The sequence below is a fragment of the Rhodanobacter sp. C06 genome, assembly GCF_002001105.1.
Classification (GTDB): domain Bacteria; phylum Pseudomonadota; class Gammaproteobacteria; order Xanthomonadales; family Rhodanobacteraceae; genus Rhodanobacter_A.
In genome coordinates this window covers 12939-35123 of sequence record NZ_MUNP01000021.1, presented here as the reverse complement: position 1 = coordinate 35123, position 22185 = coordinate 12939, and the positions used below count along the sequence as shown (strand labels likewise).

Annotated in this window: 19 protein-coding genes, 1 pseudogene and 1 riboswitch; of the genes and pseudogenes, 11 read left to right on the top strand and 9 right to left on the bottom strand. The window is 69.3% G+C overall.

Annotated elements, in window-relative coordinates:
• Position 1 precedes the first annotated feature (1 nt).
• Both metK and metE read right to left on the bottom strand, forming a co-directional pair.
• The gene (metK, locus tag B0E52_RS00985; RefSeq protein ID WP_077480858.1) at positions 2 to 1201 is read right to left on the bottom strand and encodes a methionine adenosyltransferase; all 1200 of its coding nucleotides are present in this window, start codon (positions 1199 to 1201) and stop codon (positions 2 to 4) included.
• Positions 1202 to 1367: 166 nt separating this feature from the next.
• Positions 1368 to 3674 carry a 5-methyltetrahydropteroyltriglutamate--homocysteine S-methyltransferase gene (metE, locus tag B0E52_RS00980; RefSeq protein WP_077480856.1) on the bottom strand — a complete coding sequence of 769 codons (2307 nt, stop codon included), beginning with the start codon at positions 3672 to 3674 and terminating at the stop codon, positions 1368 to 1370.
• A gap of 187 nt (positions 3675 to 3861) precedes the next feature.
• Positions 3862 to 4082, bottom strand: a riboswitch (cobalamin riboswitch).
• Positions 4083 to 4269: 187 nt separating this feature from the next.
• Here metE and B0E52_RS00975 point away from each other — a divergent pair.
• Both B0E52_RS00975 and B0E52_RS00970 read left to right on the top strand, forming a co-directional pair.
• Positions 4270 to 5973 (top strand): annotated as a pseudogene (locus tag B0E52_RS00975) (GNAT family N-acyltransferase).
• The gene (locus B0E52_RS00970; RefSeq protein WP_077480854.1) at positions 5970 to 6794 is read left to right on the top strand and encodes a UDP-2,3-diacylglucosamine diphosphatase; all 825 of its coding nucleotides are present in this window, start codon (positions 5970 to 5972) and stop codon (positions 6792 to 6794) included. The pseudogene B0E52_RS00975 and the gene B0E52_RS00970 overlap by 4 nt, the downstream one beginning before the upstream one ends.
• Before the next feature lie 56 nt (positions 6795 to 6850).
• Here the strand turns inward: B0E52_RS00970 and dusB are convergent, their stop codons facing one another.
• Complete coding sequence (gene dusB / locus B0E52_RS00965; protein WP_077480852.1) at positions 6851 to 7837, bottom strand: tRNA dihydrouridine synthase DusB; 987 nt, start codon at positions 7835 to 7837, stop codon at positions 6851 to 6853.
• A 300-nt stretch (positions 7838 to 8137) separates the two neighbouring features.
• Here dusB and B0E52_RS00960 point away from each other — a divergent pair, with 300 nt between their 5' ends.
• Positions 8138 to 9916 carry a GGDEF domain-containing protein gene (locus tag B0E52_RS00960; protein ID WP_077480850.1) on the top strand — a complete coding sequence of 593 codons (1779 nt, stop codon included), beginning with the start codon at positions 8138 to 8140 and terminating at the stop codon, positions 9914 to 9916.
• Between the two features lie 11 nt (positions 9917 to 9927).
• On the opposite strand, the gene B0E52_RS00955 is transcribed toward B0E52_RS00960, so the two are convergent.
• Positions 9928 to 11214: a nucleoside permease gene (locus B0E52_RS00955; protein WP_077480848.1), complete on the bottom strand. Its 1287-nt coding sequence runs from the start codon at positions 11212 to 11214 to the stop codon at positions 9928 to 9930.
• A gap of 155 nt (positions 11215 to 11369) precedes the next feature.
• On the opposite strand from B0E52_RS00955, the gene B0E52_RS00950 reads away from it, so the two are divergent.
• Entirely contained in the window at positions 11370 to 11999 is a 630-nt protein-coding gene (locus B0E52_RS00950; RefSeq protein WP_077480846.1) for a homoserine/threonine efflux transporter, read from the top strand.
• 299 nt (positions 12000 to 12298) lie between these two features.
• Here the strand turns inward: B0E52_RS00950 and B0E52_RS00945 are convergent, their stop codons facing one another.
• The 5 genes from B0E52_RS00945 to B0E52_RS00925 form a co-directional block, all read right to left on the bottom strand.
• Positions 12299 to 13579 carry an HDOD domain-containing protein gene (locus B0E52_RS00945; protein WP_077480844.1) on the bottom strand — a complete coding sequence of 427 codons (1281 nt, stop codon included), beginning with the start codon at positions 13577 to 13579 and terminating at the stop codon, positions 12299 to 12301.
• Between the two features lie 97 nt (positions 13580 to 13676).
• Positions 13677 to 14123, bottom strand: a complete 447-nt coding sequence (locus tag B0E52_RS00940; protein ID WP_077480842.1) for a flagellar protein FlgN — start codon at positions 14121 to 14123, stop codon at positions 13677 to 13679.
• A complete protein-coding gene (flgM, locus tag B0E52_RS00935) occupies positions 14120 to 14443 on the bottom strand; it encodes a flagellar biosynthesis anti-sigma factor FlgM (RefSeq protein WP_077480840.1) in 324 nt (107 codons plus the stop codon). The genes B0E52_RS00940 and flgM overlap by 4 nt, the downstream gene beginning before the upstream one ends.
• Before the next feature lie 100 nt (positions 14444 to 14543).
• On the bottom strand, positions 14544 to 15257 hold the full coding sequence (gene flgA, locus B0E52_RS00930; RefSeq protein WP_077480838.1) for a flagellar basal body P-ring formation chaperone FlgA: 714 nt from the start codon (positions 15255 to 15257) through the stop codon (positions 14544 to 14546).
• Complete coding sequence (locus B0E52_RS00925; protein ID WP_077480836.1) at positions 15254 to 16558, bottom strand: methyl-accepting chemotaxis protein; 1305 nt, start codon at positions 16556 to 16558, stop codon at positions 15254 to 15256. The genes flgA and B0E52_RS00925 overlap by 4 nt, the downstream gene beginning before the upstream one ends.
• A gap of 194 nt (positions 16559 to 16752) precedes the next feature.
• On the opposite strand from B0E52_RS00925, the gene B0E52_RS00920 reads away from it, so the two are divergent.
• The 7 genes from B0E52_RS00920 to flgG all read left to right on the top strand — a co-directional run bounded on the left by B0E52_RS00920 (position 16753) and on the right by flgG (position 22183).
• Entirely contained in the window at positions 16753 to 17685 is a 933-nt protein-coding gene (locus tag B0E52_RS00920) for a chemotaxis protein (protein ID WP_077480834.1), read from the top strand.
• Between the two features lie 154 nt (positions 17686 to 17839).
• Positions 17840 to 18247, top strand: coding sequence for a flagellar basal body rod protein FlgB (gene flgB / locus B0E52_RS00915; RefSeq protein ID WP_077480832.1), 408 nt, complete (start codon positions 17840 to 17842; stop codon positions 18245 to 18247).
• A complete protein-coding gene (flgC, locus tag B0E52_RS00910; protein ID WP_077480830.1) occupies positions 18247 to 18672 on the top strand; it encodes a flagellar basal body rod protein FlgC in 426 nt (141 codons plus the stop codon). Before flgB ends, flgC begins: the two co-directional genes overlap by 1 nt.
• Positions 18673 to 18682: 10 nt before the next feature.
• Positions 18683 to 19360, top strand: a complete 678-nt coding sequence (locus B0E52_RS00905; RefSeq protein WP_077480828.1) for a flagellar hook capping FlgD N-terminal domain-containing protein — start codon at positions 18683 to 18685, stop codon at positions 19358 to 19360.
• Positions 19361 to 19395: 35 nt separating this feature from the next.
• Entirely contained in the window at positions 19396 to 20616 is a 1221-nt protein-coding gene (flgE, locus tag B0E52_RS00900; protein WP_077480826.1) for a flagellar hook protein FlgE, read from the top strand.
• Positions 20617 to 20629: 13 nt separating this feature from the next.
• Complete coding sequence (flgF, locus tag B0E52_RS00895) at positions 20630 to 21370, top strand: flagellar basal-body rod protein FlgF (RefSeq protein WP_077480824.1); 741 nt, start codon at positions 20630 to 20632, stop codon at positions 21368 to 21370.
• Positions 21371 to 21397: 27 nt separating this feature from the next.
• The gene (flgG, locus tag B0E52_RS00890; protein ID WP_077480822.1) at positions 21398 to 22183 is read left to right on the top strand and encodes a flagellar basal-body rod protein FlgG; all 786 of its coding nucleotides are present in this window, start codon (positions 21398 to 21400) and stop codon (positions 22181 to 22183) included.
• The last annotated feature ends 2 nt before the right edge of the window (positions 22184 to 22185 follow it).

Here is a 22185-nt window from a genome sequence, read left to right as displayed (position 1 = left end):
CTTACTTCAGCTTGGCGGCCTTGCGCAGCGCCTCGGCCTTGTCGGTCTTTTCCCACGAGAACGCGGTGTAGGACTTGCCGTTCTTGTCCTTGATCTCGACCGGGCTGCGGCCGAAATGGCCGTAGCTGGCGGTCTGCTGGTACATCGGGTGGATGAGATCCAGCATCTGCAGGATGCCGTACGGGCGCAGGTCGAAGTGCGCGCGGATCAGCTTCTCGATCTTGTCGTCGCTGATCTTGCCGGTGCCGAAGGTGGTGACCGAGATCGAGGTGGGATGGGCCACGCCGATCGCGTAGCTCACCTGCACCTCGCAGCGGTCGGCGATGCCGGCGGCCACGATGTTCTTGGCCACGTAGCGCGCGGCGTAGGCGGCCGAGCGGTCGACCTTGGACGGATCCTTGCCGGAGAACGCGCCGCCGCCGTGGCGGGCCCAGCCGCCGTAGGTGTCGACGATGATCTTGCGGCCGGTGAGGCCGCAGTCGCCCACCGGGCCGCCGATCTCGAACTTGCCGGTCGGGTTGATGTGGAACTTGGTGCCCTTGTGCAGCAGCTTGGCGGGCAGCACGGGCTTGATGATGTGCTCGCGCACGGCCTCGATCAGATCCTTCTGCTTCACGCCCGGATCGTGCTGGGTGCTGAGCACCACGGCGTCGATCGCGGTGGCCACGCCGTTGTCGTAGCGCAGGGTGACCTGGCTCTTCGCGTCCGGGCGCAGCCACGGCAGCGGCGAGTTCTTCTTCTTGCGGACCTTGGCCTGCTGCTCGACGAGGCGATGCGAATAATGGATCGCCGCCGGCATCATGTCCTTGGTTTCGTTGGTGGCGTAGCCGAACATCAGGCCCTGGTCGCCGGCGCCCTGTTCCTCGGGCTTCTTGCGGTCCACGCCCTGGTTGATGTCGGGCGACTGCTTGCCGATCAGGTTCAGCACGCCGCAGGTGGCGCCGTCGAAGCCGACGTCGCTGGAGTCGTAGCCGATGTCGAGGATCACCTTGCGGGTGATCGCTTCCAGATCGATCCACGCGCTGGTGGTGATCTCGCCGGCGACGATGGCCACGCCGGTCTTGACCATGGTTTCGCAGGCCACGCGGGCACGCGGATCCTGCGCGAGGATCGCGTCGAGCACGGCGTCGGAGATCTGGTCGGCGACCTTGTCCGGATGGCCTTCGGAGACCGATTCGGAAGTGAACAGATGGCTGGACATCGCGGTTTATATCCTCGTGTACGGATAAAGAGATAAAAGAGGGCGGCATCATACAACGCCGCCCCCGGTTTTGCAGCCCGCGGAAATTCTGGCGGGCCGCCGGTTAGCTGCGTGTTCAGACGTCTGGATGGCCAGCGGCCCTGCTGCGGCGCCGCCGGCCACCCGTTCAGACGGCGGCAGTGGCCGCCGCCGCGGCCAGCTCTGCACGCAACCGACGGGCGCAATCCACCATGCCGCGCAGCGCGGCTTCCACCTCGGGCCAGCCGCGAGTCTTCAGGCCGCAGTCCGGATTGATCCAGAGCTGGCCGGGCTGCAGCACTTCCAGTGCCTTGCGCAGCAGGCCGAGCATCTCCTCCTGCGTGGGCACGCGCGGCGAATGGATGTCGTACACGCCCGGACCGATGCCGTTGGGGTAGCGGAAGCGCGCGAAGGCGTCCAGCAATTCCATGCGCGAGCGGCTGGTCTCGATCGAGATCACGTCGGCATCCATCGCGGCCACGGCCTCGATGATGTCGTTGAACTCGGAGTAGCACATGTGGGTGTGGATCTGGGTGGCGTCGCGCACGCCGCCGGCCGCGATGCGGAAGCTTTCCACCGCCCAGGCGAGGTAGCCCTGCCAGTCGGCGCGGCGCAACGGCAGGCCTTCGCGCAGCGCGGGCTCGTCGATCTGGATCACCTTGATGCCGACGGCTTCCAGGTCGTGCACCTCGTCGCGCAGCGCCAGCGCGATCTGCCGGCATACGGTTTCGCGCGGCAGGTCGTCGCGCACGAACGACCACTGCAGCATGGTGACCGGGCCGGTGAGCATGCCCTTCATCGGCCGCTCGGTGAGCGATTGGGCGTAGGTCGACCAGCGCACCGTCATCGGCGCGGGCCGCGCCACGTCGCCCCAGATCACCGGCGGCTTCACGCAGCGCGAGCCGTAGCTCTGCACCCAGCCCAGCCGGGTGAACAGGTAGCCGTCCAGCTGCTCGCCGAAGTACTCCACCATGTCGTTGCGCTCGGGCTCGCCGTGCACCAGCACGTTCAGGCCGATGTCTTCCTGGAAGCGCACCACGCGCTCGACTTCGGCCTCCAGCAGCGCCTCGTAGGCGGCATCGTCCAGCCTGCCGCCGCGGTGCGCGGCGCGCGCTTGGCGCAACTCGTCGGTCTGCGGGAACGAGCCGATGGTGGTAGTGGGCAGCAGCGGCAAGGCCAGGGCCTCCGCCTGCGTGACGCGGCGCGTGGCGTAGGGCGAGCGGCGCAGCGTCGTCTGCGGGCTGAGTTCGTGCAGGCGGGCACGCACGGCGGGATTGCACACGCCGGATTGTTGCGCCTGCCGGTCGAGCAGGGCCTGCTGCGCCTGCAGCGCGGCTTCGGCTTCCGCGTGGCCGGCCAGTGCGTCGGCATAGACGCGCAAATCCTCCAGTTTCTGCCGCGCGAACGCCATCGTGGCGCGGCGTGCCGGCTCCAGTGCGGTTTCCGCGGCGAGGTCGATCGGCACGTGCAGCAGCGAGCATGACGGCGCCAGCCACAGCCGGTCGTCGCCCAGTCGCGCCTGTGCCTGGCGCAGCAGCGGAAGCACGCGGGCGGGGCGGCTGCGCCATACGTTGCGGCCATCGACCACGCCGCAGCTGAGTACGCGGCCTTCGGGCAACGCATCGAGCACGTCGCCGAGCTGCTGCGGCGTGCGCGCCAGGTCGATGTGCAGGCCGTTCACCGGCAGGCTCGCGGCGAGCGCGAGGTTGTCGCCCAGCGCGCCGAAGTAGCTGGCGAGCAGGATCTTCGGCCCGTTCGCCGTGGCCAGCGCCGCGTAGGCACGGCGATAGGCGGCGTGGTCGTCGCTGTCCTGGTCGAGCACGAGGCAGGGTTCATCCAGTTGTACCCAGTCGGCGCCAGCCGCAGCCAGCTGGCGCAGCAGTTCGGCATAGGCGGGCAGCAAGGCATCGAGCAGGGCCAGCCGGTCGCTGCCATCCACGGCCTTGGACAGCAGCAGGAAGGACACCGGCCCCAGCAGCACCGGTCGCGCGTGGTGGCCCAGCGCCTTCGCCTCCAGGAATTCCGCCAGCGGTTTGTCGCCGGCGAGGGCGAAACGCTGGCCGGCGTGCAGCTCCGGCACCAGGTAGTGGTAGTTGGTGTCGAACCACTTGGTCATTTCCAGCGCGTGCAGGTCGTGGCCGCCGCGCTTGTGGCCGCGGGCCATCGCGAAATAGCCGTTCAGACGGCTTTCGGCGAACACCGGGCGGTAGCGGTCCGGAATCGCGTCGAACAGCACGGCGGTGTCGAGCACGTGGTCGTACAGGCTGAAGTCGTTGCAGGGCACGACGTCGGCGCCGGCGTCGCGGGCCAGTTGCCAGTGCCGTGCGCGCAGCGCGCGGGCGGCGTCGCGCAGGGCTTCGGCGGGCGCTTCGCCGCGCCAGTGCGCTTCCAATGCGCGTTTCAGTTCGCGCTTGAGGCCGATGCGCGGAAAGCCGAGATGGGTAACGAGTGACATGGATGATTCCTCTTGCATGTAGGGCAAAGAGGAACGAAGGGTGGTTGGGCGCAATCGCCCAAGCCGTTGACCTTCGCCCCCGCGGGCGAACCGGCGGCGCGGGCAGGCGAAGCCAGCGCGGGCCGTGGGGGCGGCAGCGCGCGGGCTCCGGCCCTCCCCACGGAGATGCCAGGTCGTGCGGAAGCGGCGTGCCGCTTCCGGCCGAGGCAGGTATTCGGGCTCGTGGACGTGACCGGCAAAGTGTCGGCCGCCTACTGTCCGTCGCTTCCCGGGCGTGTTGCACCCAGTGCCGGTGACGGAGGTCGTTTCCACATACCGCTGCGGGGCAGCGCCGGATTCGCACCGGCTTCCCTTGAGATATCTCTTCATTCGCATGAAGAGATAGTTACCTTGAGCGTTGTGAAAATTAGCCGTACAGACGGCCAAAGTCAATGCGAGGCCTTGCTGCGTCCAGGCGCGTCCGGCGCGATCCGCGTGCGCCATGGCTGCGCGGCCGCCCCGCCGGCGGCGCTGTCACGTCGCTGACGCGCAGGCGCAACGCCGGCGTCCCGGTGGCCGCGCAATCTTGCGACGGGCCAAGCCGAGGGTTGTCGGGATGCAAGCGATCGAGCAGCGTCTGCAGCAACGCTATCCGCACTGGTTCCGCGGCCGGTGCGGGCACCTGGCCGTGCCGCTGCTGCACGGGCTGGCGCGCTGGTCGGGCTTCGACGGCATCGACGCCTTCTGCGCCGGGCACGGCCACCTGCGCGGCTTCGCCTTCGTCGAGGCGGCCATGCGGTGACTGGAGATGCGTTACGACGTCGACGTGGACGCGCTGGCGCGCATACCTGCACACGGACCGTTGCTGATCGTGGCCAACCATCCGTGCGGCGCGCTCGACGCACTGACGCTGCTGGACATGGTGGGGCGGGTGCGGCGCGACGTGCGCATCGTCGCCAACGAGGTGCTGGCGCTGGTGGAACCGCTGGCGGAACTGCTGCTGCCGGTGCGCGTGTTCGGCGGCCGCGCTGGCGCGGCCAGCCTGCGCCGGGTGGAGCGTGCATTGCGCGACGGCGAATGCGTGATCGTGTTCCCCGCCGGCGAAGTCTCGCGGCTGGGTTTGCGCGGCGTGCGCGACACGCACTGGCGCTCCGGCTTCCTGCGTTTCGCGCGGCGCGCGTCGGCGCCGGTGTTGCCGGTGCGCATCGACGCGCGCAATTCAGCACTGTTCTACGGAATCTCCGCACTGTGCCGCCCGGCATCGACCGTGCTGCTGGCGCGCGAGATGCTCGCTCGTCGGCGCCGGCCGGTGCGCCTGCATGTGGGCGAGCTCGCGGCGATCGCGGGCGACGAGAGCGATCGCGATGCGCTACGGCGCATCCGCCGGACACTGCACACGCTCGGTCGCGTCAGAACGGTGGCCGTAGCCGGTCAGGCGCCGCTGGCGACGCCCGTCGATGCGGACGCGCTGGCGGAAGCGGTGGCCGCCACCGAGTTGCTCGGTGCCACCGGCGACGGCAAGCAGATCCGCCTGGCGCGGGCCGCCGGTTCGCCGCTGCTGCAGGAGATCGGCCGGCTACGCGAGCTGACCTTCCGCGAGGTGGGCGAAGGCACCGGCCGTAGCCGCGATCTCGACGCCTACGACGCGCACTACGACCACATCCTGGTGTGGGACGCGCAGGCCACGCGCATCGCCGGCGCCTACCGCGTGATGCGAGGCGCCGAGACGCTGGCGCGCAGCGGGCTGGCCGGGCTGTACACGGCCTCGCTGTTCCGTTACGCGGACACGGCCGTGCCACGGCTGGCGGCGGGGCTGGAACTGGGGCGCAGCTTCGTGGTGCCGGACTACTGGGGCAGCCGCAGCCTCGACTACCTGTGGCAAGGCATCGGCGCCTACCTGCAGCGCTATCCGGGCGTGCGCTACCTCTATGGCGCGGTGTCGATCAGCGCCGCGCTGCCGCGCGCGGCCAGCGAGCAGATCGTGGCCTATTACCGGCGCTACCACGGCAGCGCGCAGCCGCTGGCCAGCGCTCGCCGGCCGTTTGCGTTCGAACAGGCGGAGCCATCGTTCGACGGACTCGACGGTGCCGCCGCGCACGAGGCGCTGAAGCTGGCGCTGGACCGGCTCGGGGCCTCGGTGCCGATGCTCTACAAGCAGTACACCGAGTTGTGCGAGCCCGGCGGCGCGCGCTTCCTCGCCTTCGGCGTGGACCCGGACTTCAGCGGCTCCATCGACGGACTGATCGAGGTGGACCTGGAGCAGGTACGGCCACGCAAGCGCCAGCGCTACCTGGAGCGCCGGCAGGACGCGATGGCATGAAGCGCCCGACCGCCCCGTCCGAGCGGCGGCTGCGGACGGTGTTCCTGTCCGACGTGCACCTGGGCGCCAGGCATTGCCACGCGTCGGAGCTGGCGGACTTCCTGGGCGGCCTGCGCTGCGAGCAGCTCTACCTGGTGGGCGACATCGTCGACCTGTGGTGGATCGCGCGCTGGCGCACCTGCTGGGGCGGCGCGCACGCGCGGGTGATCGAGGCGCTGCATGCCTTGCACCGGCGCGGCACGGCGATCACCTACGTGCCGGGCAATCACGACCGGCCGCTGCGGCGGCTGTGCGGCCTGGCGCTGCCCGGGGTGCAGGTGCGACGGCGCGCGGTGCACGTCACCGCCGACGGTCGTCGCCTGCTGGTCGTCCACGGCGACGACTACGACAACATCACCCAGTTCGGCGGCTTGCAGGAACGCCTCGGCGACTGGATCTACTACCGCATCCTGGGCTGCAACCAGTGGCTGAACTGGTCGCGACGCCGGCTGGGGCTGCGCTACTGGTCGTTGTCGGCGTTCGTGAAGCGGCAGAGCGGCGCCGCCGAGCGCTACATCGCGCGCTTCGTGCAGGCCGGGCTGGACGATGCCGCGCGGCGTCGGCTCGACGGCATCGTCTGCGGCCACATCCACCGCGCCGCCCTGCTGCATCGCGACGGCCTGGTCTACGCCAACGACGGCGACTGGGTGGAAAGCCTCACCGCGCTGGTCGAGGAGATGGACGGCCGTTTGTGCCTGCTGTCGCATCGCGGCGAGCTACTGGCGGAATTGCCGCCGCGGACGGGCCATGCCGCGGCAGCACCGCGCATGCTGGCCGCCTGAGCGCGACGCGCACGCGCGTGGCCGACGACGGCATCCGCCACCGGCCGGCGCCCTACTCACGCCGCCAGTGCCACCCCGGCCGCCAGCGCGTCGAAGTAGTCGCGGGTGAGGCGCAGTTGTTCGTACGCGCTCTCGGCGCGGTTCACCACGTGGCGAAAGGCGGCGTTTTCCGGGCGGTCCTTCGCGTACCAGCCCAGGTGCTTGCGCGCGATGCGCAAGCCGGACAGCTCGCCGTAGAACGCGTAGAGGTGTTCGAGGTGGCCGATAAGTATCGTGGCGACCTCGGCTGGCGTGGGCTCGGGCAGCTTTTCGCCGCTGGTCAGGTAGTGCGCGATCTCGCGGAAGATCCACGGCCGGCCCTGCGCGCCGCGGCCGATCATCAGCGCATCCGCGCCGGTGGCGGCCAGCACGTGCCGCGCCTGCTCCGGTGTGGTGACGTCGCCGTTGGCGAATACCGGGATGCGCACGCTGGCCTTCACAGCGGCGATGGTTTCGTACTCGGCCTCGCCCTCGTACTTGTCGGCGCGGGTGCGGCCGTGCAGCGCCAGCGCGGCGATGCCTGCGTCCTCGGCGAGGCGGGCGATGCTCAACGCGTTCTTGTGCTCGCGATCCCAGCCGGTGCGGAACTTCAGCGTCACCGGCACGTCCACCGCGTCCACCACCGCCTTGCAGATGCGCGCCACCAGCGGCTCGTCCTGCAGCAGGGCGGAGCCGGACCACACGTTGCAGACCTTCTTCGCCGGGCAGCCCATGTTGATGTCGATGATCTGTGCGCCGTTGGCGGCGTTGCAGCGCGCCGCCTCGGCCAGCATCGCCGGGTCGTAGCCGGCGATCTGCACGCTCACCGGCTCGGGCTCACCGGCATGGTCCATGCGGCGCAGCGACTTGGTGGTGTGCCACAGCCGCGGATCGGCCGTGGTCATCTCCGACACGGCCAGCCCCGCGCCCAGCCGCTTGCACAGCAGGCGGAACGGCTTGTCGGTGACGCCGGCCATGGGGGCCAACGCCAGCGGCGGGTCGATGCGGTAAGGGCCGATCTGCATCCGAGCATTGTATAAGAGCCTGTTCAATGTCTCCGCATGACCCGCGCCGCAAGCTGTTTGCACGCAGGCATGTCGACAAACAATCCCGGCCCTTCGGGCTGTCTTGCCATGGGCGCCATGCGGCAGCATGCGGCTTGACCTGCCAGCCAGGCAGGCGCTGCGCCGCGCGCCACCACCCGAAGGCCACGGCAAGGCAACGCGGGCCACGCTGAGACATTGAGCACGCTCCAGTGAGTGTGACGAGCGTCCGGAAAAGCTATGATCGCGACCGAGAGGCACTTGACAGGGAATGGGCTTTAGATGCGACGGGGGGCGTGGCTGGGTCTGCTGCTGGCGCTGACGGCGACGCCTGTCGTCGCCGTGCCGATGAACGCGTTCCGCGAAAGCGCGGTGACCGATCCGCATGGCCTGATCGCCTTCGTGCGCCAGCAACTCGACCAGGCCGGCACCGGCCTCCTTCCCGCACGCGAACGCGAACTGCTGTGGGGCATGGGCACGGCCGCGATCAACAGCAACGACGATGCGGCGCTGGCCGAGGCCACGCTGCGGCTCGACGGCCTGGCCACGGCGGCGCACGACCCGGTGGCCGCTGCCGCCGCGGGCTTCCTGCGCGCGCGCCATGACATCGCCAACGGCCTCGGCGACGGGATGGGAGAGGCGTTGCGAGCGGCGGACAAGGTGCTGGGGGAGAGCGATCCGGAAACCATGGCCTGGGCGCGCTTCCAGCTCTGCGACGCCTATGCGCTCGACGAAAAGCCGGCCAAGGCCCTGCCGCTGTGCCGGGAGGCGGTGGCGGCCTACCGCGCGCTGGGCGACGACTTCGGTATCGGCGACGCGGAAAACGACGTGGGCATCGCCCTGGCCACGCTGAACCGGGTCGACGATGCGGCCGCCGCCTACGAACGTTCGCGCCAGTACTACGCCAAGGCCAAGGCGAGGCAACTGGTGGTGATGGTGGGCGACAACCTGGCCCAGATGTACCTGAAGCAGGGGCGCGCGCGCGAGGCGCTGGCCTTGTCCGAGGCTTCGTTGAAGCAGGAGCTGGCCGCGGGGCGGGTCAGCGACGCACTGGGCTCCAGCACCAACATCGCCCAGGCCGAGGCGGCGCTGGGCCATCATCGCCAGGCGTACGCGCGGATACGCGAGGCCGTGGCGCTGGCGCGCAAGGCAGGCATCAACGGCCAGCTGATCGACATGCTGAGGGTGGAGAGCCGGTTGGCCGAGCGGGCCGGCGACCTGCGCCAGGCCTTGGCCGATGAGCGCGAGGCGACGCGAATCGCCAGTGCCTTCGACACGCCGGCGCTGCGCGCGATCGAGGTCGAGCTGGAGCAGCGCTACGCCGCGCGCGAGAAGGAGCTGCGCATCAGCGAGCTGGAGCACGCCAACGAGCTGAAGGACCTGCAACTCAAGGCGGCGGAGGCCGAAGCGGCACGCCGGCGCGAGCAGCAGCGGCGCCAGCGCCTGGTCAGCGTGACGATCGCGCTGCTGGCGGGGGCCTTGCTGCTGATCGTCGGTCTGCTCGTGCTGTTGCTGCGTTCGCAGCGCCGGCACGCCGCCGAGCTGCAGGCGCAGACCTTGCGCGATCCGCTCACCGGCATGGCGAACCGGCGCGCGTTCCAGCAGCGCGCCACTGAGCTGCTGGGTCGTCCACGCGAGGCGCACGCGCCGCCGCACGTGCTGCTGCTGATCGACATCGACCATTTCAAGAGCATCAACGACAGCATCGGCCACCCGCAAGGCGACCGCGTGCTGCGGGTCCTCACCGACTACCTGCGCAGCGCCGTGTCCGATGCGTGTTTCGTGGCGCGCATCGGCGGGGAGGAATTCGCCGTGTTGTGCCCGCAGGCGGGCCTGACGGCCGGCATGCGCCTGGCGGAAACCCTGCGCGCGGGAACCGCTGCGCTGGAGTTGCCGAAGGATCTGCTGGTGACTCGGCTGACGATCAGCATCGGCGTGGCGCAATTCGACGGCGTGCGCTGCCACGACTTGTCGAGCTGGATGCGCGCCGCCGACCTGGCGCTGTACTCGGCCAAGTCCGGCGGCCGCGACCAGGTGGTGGCGAGCAAGCTGGCGGGCTGATCAGAGCATCCCTAGTGAGTGGGCACCACGCGGCCGGCCGCAGCCGGGTCGTGCCGGTGCTTGAACAGCGGCACGAACAGCAGTGCCATCACCAGCGCGTAGCCGGCGAAGGCCAGCCAGATGCCATGCCAGTCCTTGCAGATCAGCACGCTGTCGTCGCAGGCGTGGTTGGTGAAGAAGTGGTCGATCACGAAGCCGGCGGCCAGGCTGCCCAGCACCGCGCCGACACCGTTCGTCATCAGCATGAACAGGCCTTGCGCGCTGGCGCGGATCTTCGGGTCGGCCTGGCCCTCGACGAACAGCGAGCCGGAGATGTTGAAGAAGTCGAACGCCATGCCGTAGACGATGCACGACAACACGATCATCCACAGCCCGCCGAGCGGCTCCGGGTTGCCGAACGCGAACAGGCCGAAGCGCAGCACCCACGCCAGCATGCTCATCGTCATCACCGCCTTGATGCCGAAGCGCTTCAGGAAGAACGGGATGGTGAGGATGAATGCGGTTTCGGAGAACTGCGAGATCGAGATGATGATGGTGGAGTACTTCACCGTCAGCAGGTTCGCGTACTCGGGCACCTTCACGAAGTCGCTGAGGAAGGCGTCGCCGTAGGCGTTGGTCAGCTGCAGCGCCGCACCCAGCAACATGGCGAAGACGAAGAACACCGCCATGTTGCGGTTCTTGAACAGCACGAACGAGGTGAGGCCGAGCCGGTCCACCAGCGTGCGGCTGTGCGCGGCATCGAGTTTGGGCGGGCACTTCGGCAGGGTGAAGGCGTACAGGCCCAGCAGCAGCGAAGCGCCCGCGGCCACGTGGAACTGCGCGGGCGAGGCCTTGAAGCCCAGCAGGCTGGTGGTCCAGGTGGCGGCGATGAAGCCGATCGTGCCCCACACGCGGATCGGCGGATAGGTGGCGACCACGTCGAGGCCATCCTGCTTCAGCGCGTTGAACGCCACCGTGATCGCCAGCGAGATCGTGGGCATGTAGAAGCACATGTTCAGCAGCATCACCCAGAACATCTGCTGCGGGTCGCTGACGTGCGGGATCGCGAACAGCACCACCGCGCCGGCAATCTGGAACAACCCGTACAGCTGCTCGGCGTTGATCCACTTGTCCGCCACGATGCCGGCCAGCGAGGGCATGAACAGCGAGGCGATGCCCATGGTCGAGAAGATCGCGCCGAAGCTGGTGCCCGACCAGTGCTGGGTCTGGAACCACCACGTGCCGATGGTCAGCAGCCACGCCCCCCAGATGTAGTACTGCAGGAAATTCAGGACGGTGAGGCGGAGCTTGAGGCTCATGGCAGGTGCATCCCCTGGGTGGCCGGGGACGATCCCTTGGCCATGCTGCTTGGTTCGGGGCAGGGTAGAGGAATTTCCGGGAAGCCGGCAAGGCGCGCCGCACAGCCGCCGGAGGCTACACTGCGCCTCCCGCCACCGCATCCGCAGCGTGCCGCATGAGCCTGTTCCTCACCATCGCCGTGGTGCAGCTGATCGCCCTGATGAGCCCCGGCCCGGATTTCTTCTACGTCTCGCAGACCGCGGTGAGCCATTCGCGCCGCGAGGCGCTGGCCGGCGTGGCGGGCATCACGCTGGGCGTGGCAGTGTGGGCCGCGCTGGCGCTGCTTGGCCTGCAGCTGTTGCTGCATCGGCTGCTGTGGCTGGAACGCGCGATCGCCGTGTGCGGCGGCGCCTACTTGTGCTGGATGGGTTTGAAGATGCTGCGTGGCGCGCTGAAGGCGCCTGCCGGCGGTGCGCCGGTGCATGCGGTGAAACTGGCAGACGGTGCATGGCGCGCCATGCGCAACGGCCTGTTCACCAACCTCGCCAATCCCAAGGTGGTGGTGTATTTCGGCAGCATCTTCTCTGCCTTCGTGGGCGACGGGCAGAGTGCCTGGGCACGCTGGGGGTTGTGGTCGATGGTGGTGGCCGAGACCTTGCTGTGGTTCACCCTGGTGGCCGGCGTGTTCGCGCTGCCGGCGATGCGCCGCGGCTACCTGCGCCTGCGCCGCTGGATCGACGGCTGCGCCGGCGCGGTGTTCATGCTGTTCGGCTTGCACCTGATCTTCGCCAGACGCGCGGCCTGAGGCTGGCCGCGAAGCCGCCGTCGACGCCATGCCGGCTCTCGTGAGAAGGGCGAACGCGCGGCTCCGCTAATGCAACCCAGATTTTGCTCGTCATCCCAGCGAGGCACTCTTCAACAGCGGGAGGGCTGGTCAAGCAGGAGACGCTTCACAACAGCGAAGCTGGTCATCCAGTGGCTTTCAAGCCATTGAACACAAAGACACTGGATGACCAGCTTCGCTGTTGAAGAGCGCCTCGCAGGAATCGGCCGCTGCGGTGGCCGGAGCACTCACGGTCGCCCGCATGAGCTTGGCAACCGGGCTTACTGCATGCTCTTCTCGTTCGCGCTGGCGTAGACCTGATCGGCCCATTGGGTGGCGTTGAGGTAGATCGTGGCCAGTCGCTGGATGCGCTGCGGGGGCACCTGCGCGCTGGTCAGCTCGTTCGCCTCCCAGGCGAGGATCTGCTGCAGGATTGCGCCGAACGGGCCGCTGCGGCCGGTCAGCGCGTCGCTAATCTCGGGTGCCAGTCGCAGTTGCGGCAGCAGGAATTCCATCGGCGCGCACATCAAGGTGTCCAGCAGCGAGAACAGGCCGACGGTGAACGCCATCTCGGCACTCCCGTGGGGCATGCCCTGGGCCAGTTCCTCGCACATGTGTGCGCGGATCAGCGCGGCGCGCAACAGCTCCGGTGGACGATCGTCCATGCTGCACATCGCCATGGTGTCGACCCAGTTGCGCATGCGGGTGACGCCGAAGAAGATCGCGGCCTGCTGCACGGATTTCAGCTGCCGCGGCAACGCGAAGTAGGCCGAATTGACGCAGCTCAGCAGCTTGTAGCTGAGCACCGCGTCGTCGCGCACGATGTTGCCCAGCTCGACCGGACCCGGGTTGCTTTCGTGCAGCACGCCCAGCAGGCGCAGCATGCTGAGGCGGTTCGCGGTCAGCACGGGGACGGCCATCGGCTGCGGCACCAGCAGATAGCGTCCCTGCACCGCCTCCATCGGCAGGGTCAGGCAGTGTTCGTAGGTGGGATGGTCGTTGACCTGGCCGGCGACCACGTGCAGTCCGCGCGCGTGCAGGTGCGCGGCGCGTTGCGCCAGCACTTCCGGCGCCAGCTGGCTGGCGTCGAGCCGGACCAGTTGCACCATCTGCAGCAGGGCTTCGAACGGGAGGCCGTGGTCGAGATCCTGATCGCCCACGTCCAGCATGAACTGGCAGCCGCGCTGTGCCATCAGCTGCAGGCGCTTCATCAGTGCCGCGTCGTCGGCCACATGCGGTTGCAGCACCACGCCCAGGCGCGGCTGGTGCAGCAGCACGTCGGCGTCTTCCGGCAGCAGTTCGGCCGGCAGGTTGAGGAACGCGCGGTTGCCGCGCACCAGGCGGGTCAGCGCACCGTCGGTGATCATCCCCAGCACGCTCTGCAGCAGGGTCGTTTCGTCGCCGCTTTCGCGATGGAACAGGATCTCGTAGGCAAACAGCTCGCGCTCGCGATTGAGCAGCGGCACGCGCATCACCGGCAGCGGCGGGGTGACGCCTTCGTAGACTGGGGATTTGCTGGTGACGGCGGCAGCGGATACGGCGGGCGTGGGGGAAGGGCTCATGATCGATCCGGCATCACGTTGGACGATAAAGCGTGCCGCGAACGGTGGCGCGCTGTGGTTGCCACCGTGGATGCGGGTGGCGTAGTGCTCAATTCGCTCAGGCCGCCGCCAGCGGACGCGAACGTGCACCGGCATGCAGTTCGCCGCTGCGGTCGTACAGCCCGCTGTCGCTGTCCGCCCCGGTCAGCACCGCGAGCGCCTGGCGCACCAGCTGCAGGCGCTGGCCGACGATGCCGCCGTTGCGCTGGTTGAGCCGGTGGCAGTGCTGCAGCGACTGCACGATCGCGGTCCAGTCCGGATCCGGCCCTGCCGGAGCCTGCGGCTGCTCGCGCGCCAGCAGGCGGCGCTCCGCGTCCAGTTGTTCCAGCTGCTGCATCAGCGCTTGCTTGCGCGCGCCGGCCCGGTCGAGCGCCTCGATGTCGCCGCCGTCCAGCGCCGCGCGCTCGGCCTCGAGCACCTGCGCGAGCTGCTCCAGCCCCTGGCGCATCTCGCCCTGCACGTCGGCGAGGGCCTGGGTGAATTCCTGCCGCAGCGGCGGGCTCATGCCTTGTCCGTGCCGCCGAGCTGTCGCTCCATGGCGAGCATGCGGTCGGCGATGCGTCCAGCGTCGATCTTGTAGCTGCCGTCGGCCAGCGCCTGGCGCACGCGTTCCACCCGCTGCGAGTCGACCGGGGTCGCGTCGGTGCGCGCGGCCTGCTGCAACGCCTTGGCCGAATCGGTCAGCTTGAGCTGATCGTCGGCCTTGGCCGCGGGCGCGCCGGCACCGGCGGCGCTGGCGGAGGATTCCGGCGCCGGGCTGTTGCCCGGCTGGCCGGCGGCCTGCGGAAGTTTCGGCAAGCCGTTGTTGGAAATGGTCGTATTCATGCGTCCGTTCTCGCTGCGGAGTGGCCCTGTGAATGTTGCATCGGCCCGATGTTCGGAAACTTTAGGGGTTGGGAATGGGGGGTGGAAGGCATCGGCGAGCTCAGGGGAGGGCCAGCACCACGCCGGGAGCATGGACCATGGCGTCGACCACCTTGCCCGAGCTCTCGTTGCGCACCCGCAGGCGGGCGCCGTTGTCGCCGCTGCCCAGCGCCACGCCGTCGGCGCGCACCACGATGTCGCCCAGCCGGGCCACCACCTGCACGCGGTCGCCCGCCCGCACCATGCGCCGGCCGCCCAGTGCGGAGGGGGTGAGCACGCTGTCTTCGGGCAAGGCGCGGGCGAGGGTGCGCCCGGCCACTTGGTCGAGGTTGTCGAGGTAACCGTAGCCGAGCCGGGTCACGTCGCGCTCCTCGGCGCGCACGTCCGCGGGACGCAGGCCGTCGCCACGCAGCAGCGGCCGACTGGTCACCAGCACGGGGCGGAACAACTGCAACTGCACGGGCACGCGCACGGTCCAGCCGCTGCCCTGCGGGCAATGCACGGGCACGCTCAGACGTGGCGCGGGGCGGACAGCGTCGACCAGCACGGCGCGCAGCGGCGCCGCGCAGGGCGCCAGCCGCAGGCGCGGATCGAGCGGCAGGGCCTGGGCCACGACGCGGCTGCCCGGCAGATCGAAACGGGCGTGCACGGCCTGTTCGGCGGCGGCGCGCACGGCATCGGGCGACGGCAGTGCGGCGAGGCTGCTGCCAGGCCACGCCAGGCCGAACCATGCCATGGCAAGGCATCGGCCGACGCTGGCGCGGCTCAGGTTCATGCGTCCGCCAACAGGCTGTCGAGTTGCCCCAGCAGGGCATCACGGGCGGATTCGAGTTGTCGCGACAGCACCGCGGCCTGCTCGGCCTCGCCGTCGCACAGCAGCGCGATGAAGCGGCCGCCCTGCTCGCACAGCTGCATGCCGGCGTCGGCGAGACCGGCGCTGGCCGGGTGCGTCGGTTGCAGCGCGCCCAGCCGCTCGACGCTGCGGCGGATCGCGTGGGTATCGAACCAGCGACGATCGAGCGCCGCCGGTTCGAGCAGGGCCAGTTCGGCCGCTTGGCGCAGGTTGAGGGAGGCCTCGCGCACGGTCAGGCTGAGGCTGCCCGGATCCTTGCCGCTGAGGCCCTCCAGCCAGTCCAGGCCCAGCCGGTGGGCGAGCAACGCGGCGCGCTGCAGCGCATCGGACTGGCGCCGCGCCTCGCCGGCGCGGCGCTGCAGGGCGCCGAGCGCGGCCTGCACGCTGGTGGCGCGCGCATGCTGGGCATCGTGGTTCTGTTGCAGCCGTTGCACCCGCTCGCCGGCCGCGCGCAGCGCCTGGCTGCCTGCATCGAGGGTAGTGCCCGACTGCGACGCGCCGGCTTGGGCCCGTTCCAGCTGCTGCAGGCTGTGCTGCACGTCGCTGTCCAGTTGCGTGGAGAAGTCGCCGATCGAACCGGTGACGCTTTCGATCTCGGCAGTGGTCAGGGCGGTCTTTTCCGCCAGTTGCTTGACCTCGTCGGCGACCACGGCGAAGCCGCGGCCGGCCTCACCGGCGCGCGCGGCCTCGATGGCGGCGTTCAGCGCCACCAGATTGGTCTGGTGGGCGATCTCCTGCACGGTGGCGGTAAGCCTGCGGATCTGTTCCACCTGCTCGGCGAGCTTGCTCTGGTTGCGGTTCATCGCCGCCAGCGCGCTGCGCAACAGGCGCAACTGGCCGTCGAGTTCGCTGACATTGCCGCTGCCGGCCCGGCTGGCTTGGCCGGCCTGGTCCAGTTCGGCGCCCACCTGCTGCAGCGCCGTCGAGATACCGGCGCTGCCATCCGTCAAGCGATCGACGCTGCCGCGGCCGTCGGCGGCGGCTTGGTCGAGCGCGGCCTGCTCGCGCGCGAGCTGCTGCACCGCGGCCAGCACCAGGCCCTGCTGCTCCACGGCTTGCAGCGCCACCGCCGCCGGCGGGCGGCTGGCGATACGCGCCAGCAGCGGTGCCAGCGCCCGTGCCGCGCGCGGGTGCGCGTGCCGCAGCGCGGCCAGCCGTGCCTCGTCGCCAGCGACGGCGGCTTCCACCAGGAGGGCAAGGTGCCGATTCCAGATCAGACTCATGGGACGAACATCACCTATGTCGAGTGTGTGGTGGGAGCTTGCAGGGGACTGCATCGTCCAAAACCGTCGCGGCTTGAGAAAGCAATCCGCATGCCACCCGCGGCGATCGGGGCGTGCGCTCAAGCGCGGCGCCGCGCGGTCGATAGCGAACGCGTACGGCTGCCAAGGCGGCGGGCGATTCGCGAGGAGTCCGCATGGGCGGCACGCTGCTGGAAAAGGTGGAGCAACATACCCGGTTGGCCGGCCACAACCGCGTGGCCATGCTGCTGTTCCGGCTCGGCGATGCGCAGCTGTTCGGCATCAACGTGTTCAAGGTGCGCGAGGTGATGCGCCGGCCGCCGCTGGAGCGCATGCCGGGCGTGCATGCTTTGCTGGCGGGCAGTTGCGACTACCGCGGGCAGACCATCCCGGTGATCGACCTCGCCGCCGCGCTCGGCTATCCGCCGCTGCGCGACGAGGCATCGGCACACCTGATGGTCACCGAGTTCAGCCGCTCGGTGCAGGGCTTCCTGGTCGCCGACCTGCAGCGCATGGTGCAGTGCGACGGCGACAAGCTGGAGGCGCCGTCCGCCACGCTGGGCTTCGGTGCGCGCGTCAATGCGGTGACCCGCGTCGACGGCGCGCTGCTGGCGGTGGTGGACGTGGAGCAGGTGCTGGCCGGCATCGACGCGGCGCCGGCCGAGCTGTCGCTGCAGATGCAGCGCCTCGCCGACGCACACATGCTGGCGCCGCGGCGGGTGATGGTGGTGGACGATTCGCTGATCGCCCGCCGCCGCCTGGTCGAGCTGTTCAAGCAGATGAACATCGAGTGCGTGTTGGCGCAGGACGGTCGCGAGGCGCTCGAGCGCCTGCACGAACTGGCGGCCGCCGATCCGGCCGAAGGCGTCAAGCTGGTGGTCTCCGACATCGAGATGCCGCGCCTGGACGGCTATGCGCTGACCCGGGCGATCCGCGAGGCGCCGGCGCTGTGCCGGCTGAAGGTGGTGCTGCACAGCTCGCTCAGCGGCATCTTCAACGAGGCGATGGTGAAGGAGGTCAAGGCCGACGCCTTCGTCGCCAAGTTCCAGCCCGATCTGCTGGCGCACGCGGTGCTGGAACTGCTGCCGGCGGAAGCGCTGGCCGACTGACGCGCGCGCCGCGTCAACAAACCGACTCCGCCCCGGCGTCGCCCGCGCGACGCCAAGGCGCGAACCCTGCCAGGCCAGTCGTGGCAAGGGTTCCGGCGTGGTGGCATGCAACTTGCCTCCGGCTCCATGCGGCAACCGCCCGCGGAGCAGACCGATGAATCCCGTCCCGCAAAACCTGTTCGGCATCCATACCCAGGCGCTGGATCTGTGGCAGCGCCGCGCCGACGTGCTGGCCAACAACCTGGCCAATGCCGACACGCCCGGCTACCTCGCCCGCGACATCGATTTCCGCAAGGCGCTGGCCGCGGCCGGCGGCGGCAGCGGCGGTGCCTTGCCGCTGGAAGCGCCCAGCGCCGGACAGATCGGCAGCGGGCCGGGCACGGGTCCGGCGGCGCTGGCCTACCGCGTGCCGACGCAGCCCAGCATGGACGGCAACACCGTCGACGCGCAGGTCGAGCAGGCCGACTTCGCCGCCAACAGCGTGCACTACCAGGCCAGCCTTTCCTTCATCACCGCGCAGATCCGCATGCTGCGCACCGCCATCTCCGGAGGGCAGAGCTGATGTCGCTCTATTCCATCTTCAACGTGGCCGGCTCCGGCATGGCCGCGCAGTCGCTGCGGCTCAACACCGTGGCCAGCAACCTGGCCAACGCCGAGAGCGTGTCCGGCACGCCGGAAGGCGCCTACCGTGCGCGCGAGCCGCTGTTCGCCACCGTGCACGCGCAGCAGCAGTCCGGCGGCAAGGATGCCGGCACCGCGCAGGGCGTGCAGGTGCTCGGCATCACCGAGAGCCAGGCCGCGATCCCGCAACGCTACGAGCCGGGCAATCCCTTGGCCAATGCGGATGGCTACGTCTACGCCAGCAACGTCAACCCGGTGGACGAACTGGTCAACATGATTTCGGCGTCGCGTTCGTACCAGAACAACGTCGAGGTGATGAACAGCGCCAAGCAACTGATGCTCAAGACCCTGACCCTCGGCCAGTGAGCCCGCAACCATGACCACCAGCGTGAACAACAACCCCGGCGCCGCCGGCACCGGCAGCGCCGCCGGCGCGGCCACCGCCGCGCTCGGCAATTCCATGAACCAGGCCGATTTCCTGAAGCTGCTCACCACGCAGTTGCAGTCGCAGGACCCGACCAATCCGATGGACAACTCGCAGTTCGTCTCGCAGCTGGCGCAGTTCAGCCAGCTGGCCTCGATGCAGGACCTCAACACCAGCGTCAACAGCCTCTCCGGCCAGCTCACCAGTTCGCTGCAGTCCTCGCAGGTGCTCGGTTCGGTCGGCCTGGTGGGGCGCCACGTGCTGGTGCCGTCGGCGAACCTGAGTTACGCCGGCAGCGCGATGGACGGCGCGGTGGGCGTCACCGGCGCCACCGCCAATGTGCAGGTCGCGATCAAGGACGGTGCCGGCAAGGTGGTGCGCACGCTCGACCTCGGCGCCCAGGCCGCCGGCCTCGCCCGCTTCAACTGGGACGGCATGGACGACAGCGGCGCGCCCGTGCCGTCGGGCGACTACAGCGTGACCGCCGCCGACGTCGGCGGCAACGCGCTCTCCACCTACGTCGACGGCACGGTCAGTGGCGTGGGCTACGGCGGCAGCAGTGTGGGCACCTACGTGCAGGTGAGCGGCGTGGGCGGCGTGCCGCTCAGCGCGATCGCGCAGATCAACTGATCGGCGGCAACAACCCTTCCAGCGAGGAACGATTCATGGCACTCAACCAGGCTCTCAGCGGCATCAACGCCGCGCAGTCCGATCTCAACGTGATCGCCAACAACATCGCCAACGCCAACACCGCCGGCTTCAAGGGGTCGCGCGCGGAGTTCGCGGACATCTACGCGGTCACCGGCATCAACCTCAGCGCCACCGCGGTGGGCAGCGGCACGCGGCTGACCAGCGTGGCGCAGCAGTTCGCCCAGGGCGACATCCAGACCACCGGCAACAGCCTCGACCTCGCGATCAGCGGCAACGGTTTCTTCGTGGTCAACACCGGCAACGGCTACGCCTACACCCGCGCCGGCGCGTTCCACCAGGACCCTGCCGGCAACGTGGTCACCCAGGACAACAACGCGCTGCAGGTCTATCCCTACAGCACCACCAGCAACAGCTTCGACACCAGCACGCTGACCAACCTGAACCTGGTCACCGCGCAGAGCTCGGCCAAGCCCACCGCCACGGCGGTGGTGTCGTCGAACCTGCCGGCGGACGCCACCGTGCCGCCGCTGGCCTTCGACCCGACCAACCCGGCCACCTTCAACCAGTCGAGCACGTTCACCGTGTACGACAGCCTGGGTTCCTCGCACCAAGCCACCGCGTACTACGTGAAGACCGGCACCAACACCTGGAACGTGGACCTTTACGTAGACGGCAACAACGCCGGCACGCAGCCGCTGACGTTCGACAGCAGCGGCGCGTTGACCACGCCGGCCAACGGCATCGTCGGCTTCAACCCGGTGACCTATGGCAACGGCGCGAACCCGCAGACGCTGTCGATCAACTTCGGCAAGACCACCCAGTACGGCACCGGCTACGCCGCCGGCACGATCAGCCAGGACGGCTACACCGCCGGTGCGCTGTCCTCGATCGACATCGACAGCGCGGGCATCGTCACCGCGAACTACTCCAACGGCCAGAGCAGCAAGATCGGCCAGCTGGCGATGGCGAACTTCCAGAACGTGCAGGGCCTGCGCCAGCTCGGCAGCGCCAGCTGGATGTCCAGCACCGATTCCGGCACCGCGGTGATGGGCACGGCCGCCAGCGGCCAGTACGGCACGATCCAGTCCGGCGCGCTGGAGGAGTCCAACACCTCCGACACCACCCAGCAGCTGGTCGACATGATCCAGGCGCAGCGCAACTACCAGGCCAACGCGCAGGTGCTGTCCACCGACAACACGCTGGCCAGCACGTTGTTCAACGCCGTCTCGCGCTAAGCGGTAGATCGCCATGGACCGTTCCGTCTACCTCGCCATGACCGGAGCCACGCAGATCATGCAGGCCCAGGACGTGGTGAGCCACAACCTGGCCAACGCCACCACCACCGGCTTCAAGAGCGAGCTGGACGCGTTCGGCAGCCTGCCGGTGCAGGGTCCGGGCAGCCCCACCCGGATCAACGCGGTGGCGCAGAGCCTCGGCCGCGACGACAGCCAGGGCGCGCTGCAGCAGACCGGCCGCGCGCTGGACGTGGCGGTGCGCGGCCCGGGCTGGATCGCGGTGCAGGCGCCGAACGGCAGCGAGGCCTACACGCGCGCCGGCAACCTGCAGCTCACCGCCGACGGCACGCTCACCGACGCCGCCGGCAATCCGGTGCTCGGGAACGGCGGTCCGATCAGCATTCCCGACAGCGCGCAGATCGTGATCGGCAACGACGGCACGATCTCCAGCGTGCCGCTGGGACAGGGCCCGAACACGCTCACCCAGATCGACCGCATCAAGCTGGTCAACCCCGATCCGGCGCAGCTTGCCAAGGGTGCGGACGGCTTGCTGCACCTGCCCGGCGGCGCCAGCGCCGACACCGATCCCGGCGTGCAGCTGGCGTCGCAGGCGCTGGAAGCCAGCAACGTCAATCCCTCGACCGAGCTGGTGCGGATGATCGGGTTGTCGCGCCAGTACGAGATGCAGGTGCGCTCGATCAAGACCGCCGAAGACAACGCCGACGCCAGCCTCAAGCTGCTGCAGGCGAACTGAACACTACACCGCTAGCGGAGCCCTTCCATGTTCTCCTCCCTCTGGATCGCCAAGACCGGCCTCGACGCGCAGCAGACGCGCCTCGATGCCATCTCCAACAACCTGGCCAACGCCAGCACCACCGGCTTCAAGGCCTCGCGCCCGGCGTTCCAGGACCTGATGTACCAGAACCTGGGTCAGCCCGGCGCACAGACCACCGAGCAGACGCAGTCGCCCTCGGGCCTGCTGATGGGCACCGGCGTGCGCGTGGTGGCGAACGAGAAACTGTTCACCCAGGGCGCGATCAGCCAGACCGGCAACTCGCTGGACGTGGCGATCCAGGGCCGGGGCTTCCTGCAGGTGAGCATGCCCGACGGCACCACCGCCTACACCCGCGACGGCTCGCTGCACACCGATGCCAACGGCCAGATCGTCACCGCCGACGGCTACGCGATCGAGCCGGCGATCACCCTGCCGCAGGGCGTGCAGAGCATCACCATCGGCAACGACGGCACGATCAGCGCCACCGTGCCGGGACAGGCCGCGCCGGTGCAGGTGGGCTCGCTGCAACTGGCCGATTTCGTCAACCCCGCGGGCCTGCAGTCGATGGGCCAGAACCTGTACCTGGAAACCGCCTCCAGCGGCACGCCGCAGACCGGCCAGGCCGGGCTGAACGGCATGGGCACCTTGCTGCAGGGTTCGCTGGAATCCTCCAACGTCAACGTGGTCGAGGCGATGGTGGACATGATCCAGACCCAGCGCACCTACGAGATGAACTCCAAGGCGATCACCGCCGCGGACAACATGCTGCAGACCATCACCAACAAGACCTGAGG

Coding starts and splice junctions, on each gene's coding strand:
- metK (WP_077480858.1), bottom strand. CDS start 1,201: ATGTCCAGCCATCTGTTCACTTCCGAATCGGTCTCCGAAGGCCATCCG.
- metE (WP_077480856.1), bottom strand. CDS start 3,674: ATGTCACTCGTTACCCATCTCGGCTTTCCGCGCATCGGCCTCAAGCGC.
- B0E52_RS00970 (WP_077480854.1), top strand. CDS start 5,970: ATGAAGCGCCCGACCGCCCCGTCCGAGCGGCGGCTGCGGACGGTGTTC.
- dusB (WP_077480852.1), bottom strand. CDS start 7,837: ATGCAGATCGGCCCTTACCGCATCGACCCGCCGCTGGCGTTGGCCCCC.
- B0E52_RS00960 (WP_077480850.1), top strand. CDS start 8,138: ATGCGACGGGGGGCGTGGCTGGGTCTGCTGCTGGCGCTGACGGCGACG.
- B0E52_RS00955 (WP_077480848.1), bottom strand. CDS start 11,214: ATGAGCCTCAAGCTCCGCCTCACCGTCCTGAATTTCCTGCAGTACTAC.
- B0E52_RS00950 (WP_077480846.1), top strand. CDS start 11,370: ATGAGCCTGTTCCTCACCATCGCCGTGGTGCAGCTGATCGCCCTGATG.
- B0E52_RS00945 (WP_077480844.1), bottom strand. CDS start 13,579: ATGAGCCCTTCCCCCACGCCCGCCGTATCCGCTGCCGCCGTCACCAGC.
- B0E52_RS00940 (WP_077480842.1), bottom strand. CDS start 14,123: ATGAGCCCGCCGCTGCGGCAGGAATTCACCCAGGCCCTCGCCGACGTG.
- flgM (WP_077480840.1), bottom strand. CDS start 14,443: ATGAATACGACCATTTCCAACAACGGCTTGCCGAAACTTCCGCAGGCC.
- flgA (WP_077480838.1), bottom strand. CDS start 15,257: ATGAACCTGAGCCGCGCCAGCGTCGGCCGATGCCTTGCCATGGCATGG.
- B0E52_RS00925 (WP_077480836.1), bottom strand. CDS start 16,558: ATGAGTCTGATCTGGAATCGGCACCTTGCCCTCCTGGTGGAAGCCGCC.
- B0E52_RS00920 (WP_077480834.1), top strand. CDS start 16,753: ATGGGCGGCACGCTGCTGGAAAAGGTGGAGCAACATACCCGGTTGGCC.
- flgB (WP_077480832.1), top strand. CDS start 17,840: ATGAATCCCGTCCCGCAAAACCTGTTCGGCATCCATACCCAGGCGCTG.
- flgC (WP_077480830.1), top strand. CDS start 18,247: ATGTCGCTCTATTCCATCTTCAACGTGGCCGGCTCCGGCATGGCCGCG.
- B0E52_RS00905 (WP_077480828.1), top strand. CDS start 18,683: ATGACCACCAGCGTGAACAACAACCCCGGCGCCGCCGGCACCGGCAGC.
- flgE (WP_077480826.1), top strand. CDS start 19,396: ATGGCACTCAACCAGGCTCTCAGCGGCATCAACGCCGCGCAGTCCGAT.
- flgF (WP_077480824.1), top strand. CDS start 20,630: ATGGACCGTTCCGTCTACCTCGCCATGACCGGAGCCACGCAGATCATG.
- flgG (WP_077480822.1), top strand. CDS start 21,398: ATGTTCTCCTCCCTCTGGATCGCCAAGACCGGCCTCGACGCGCAGCAG.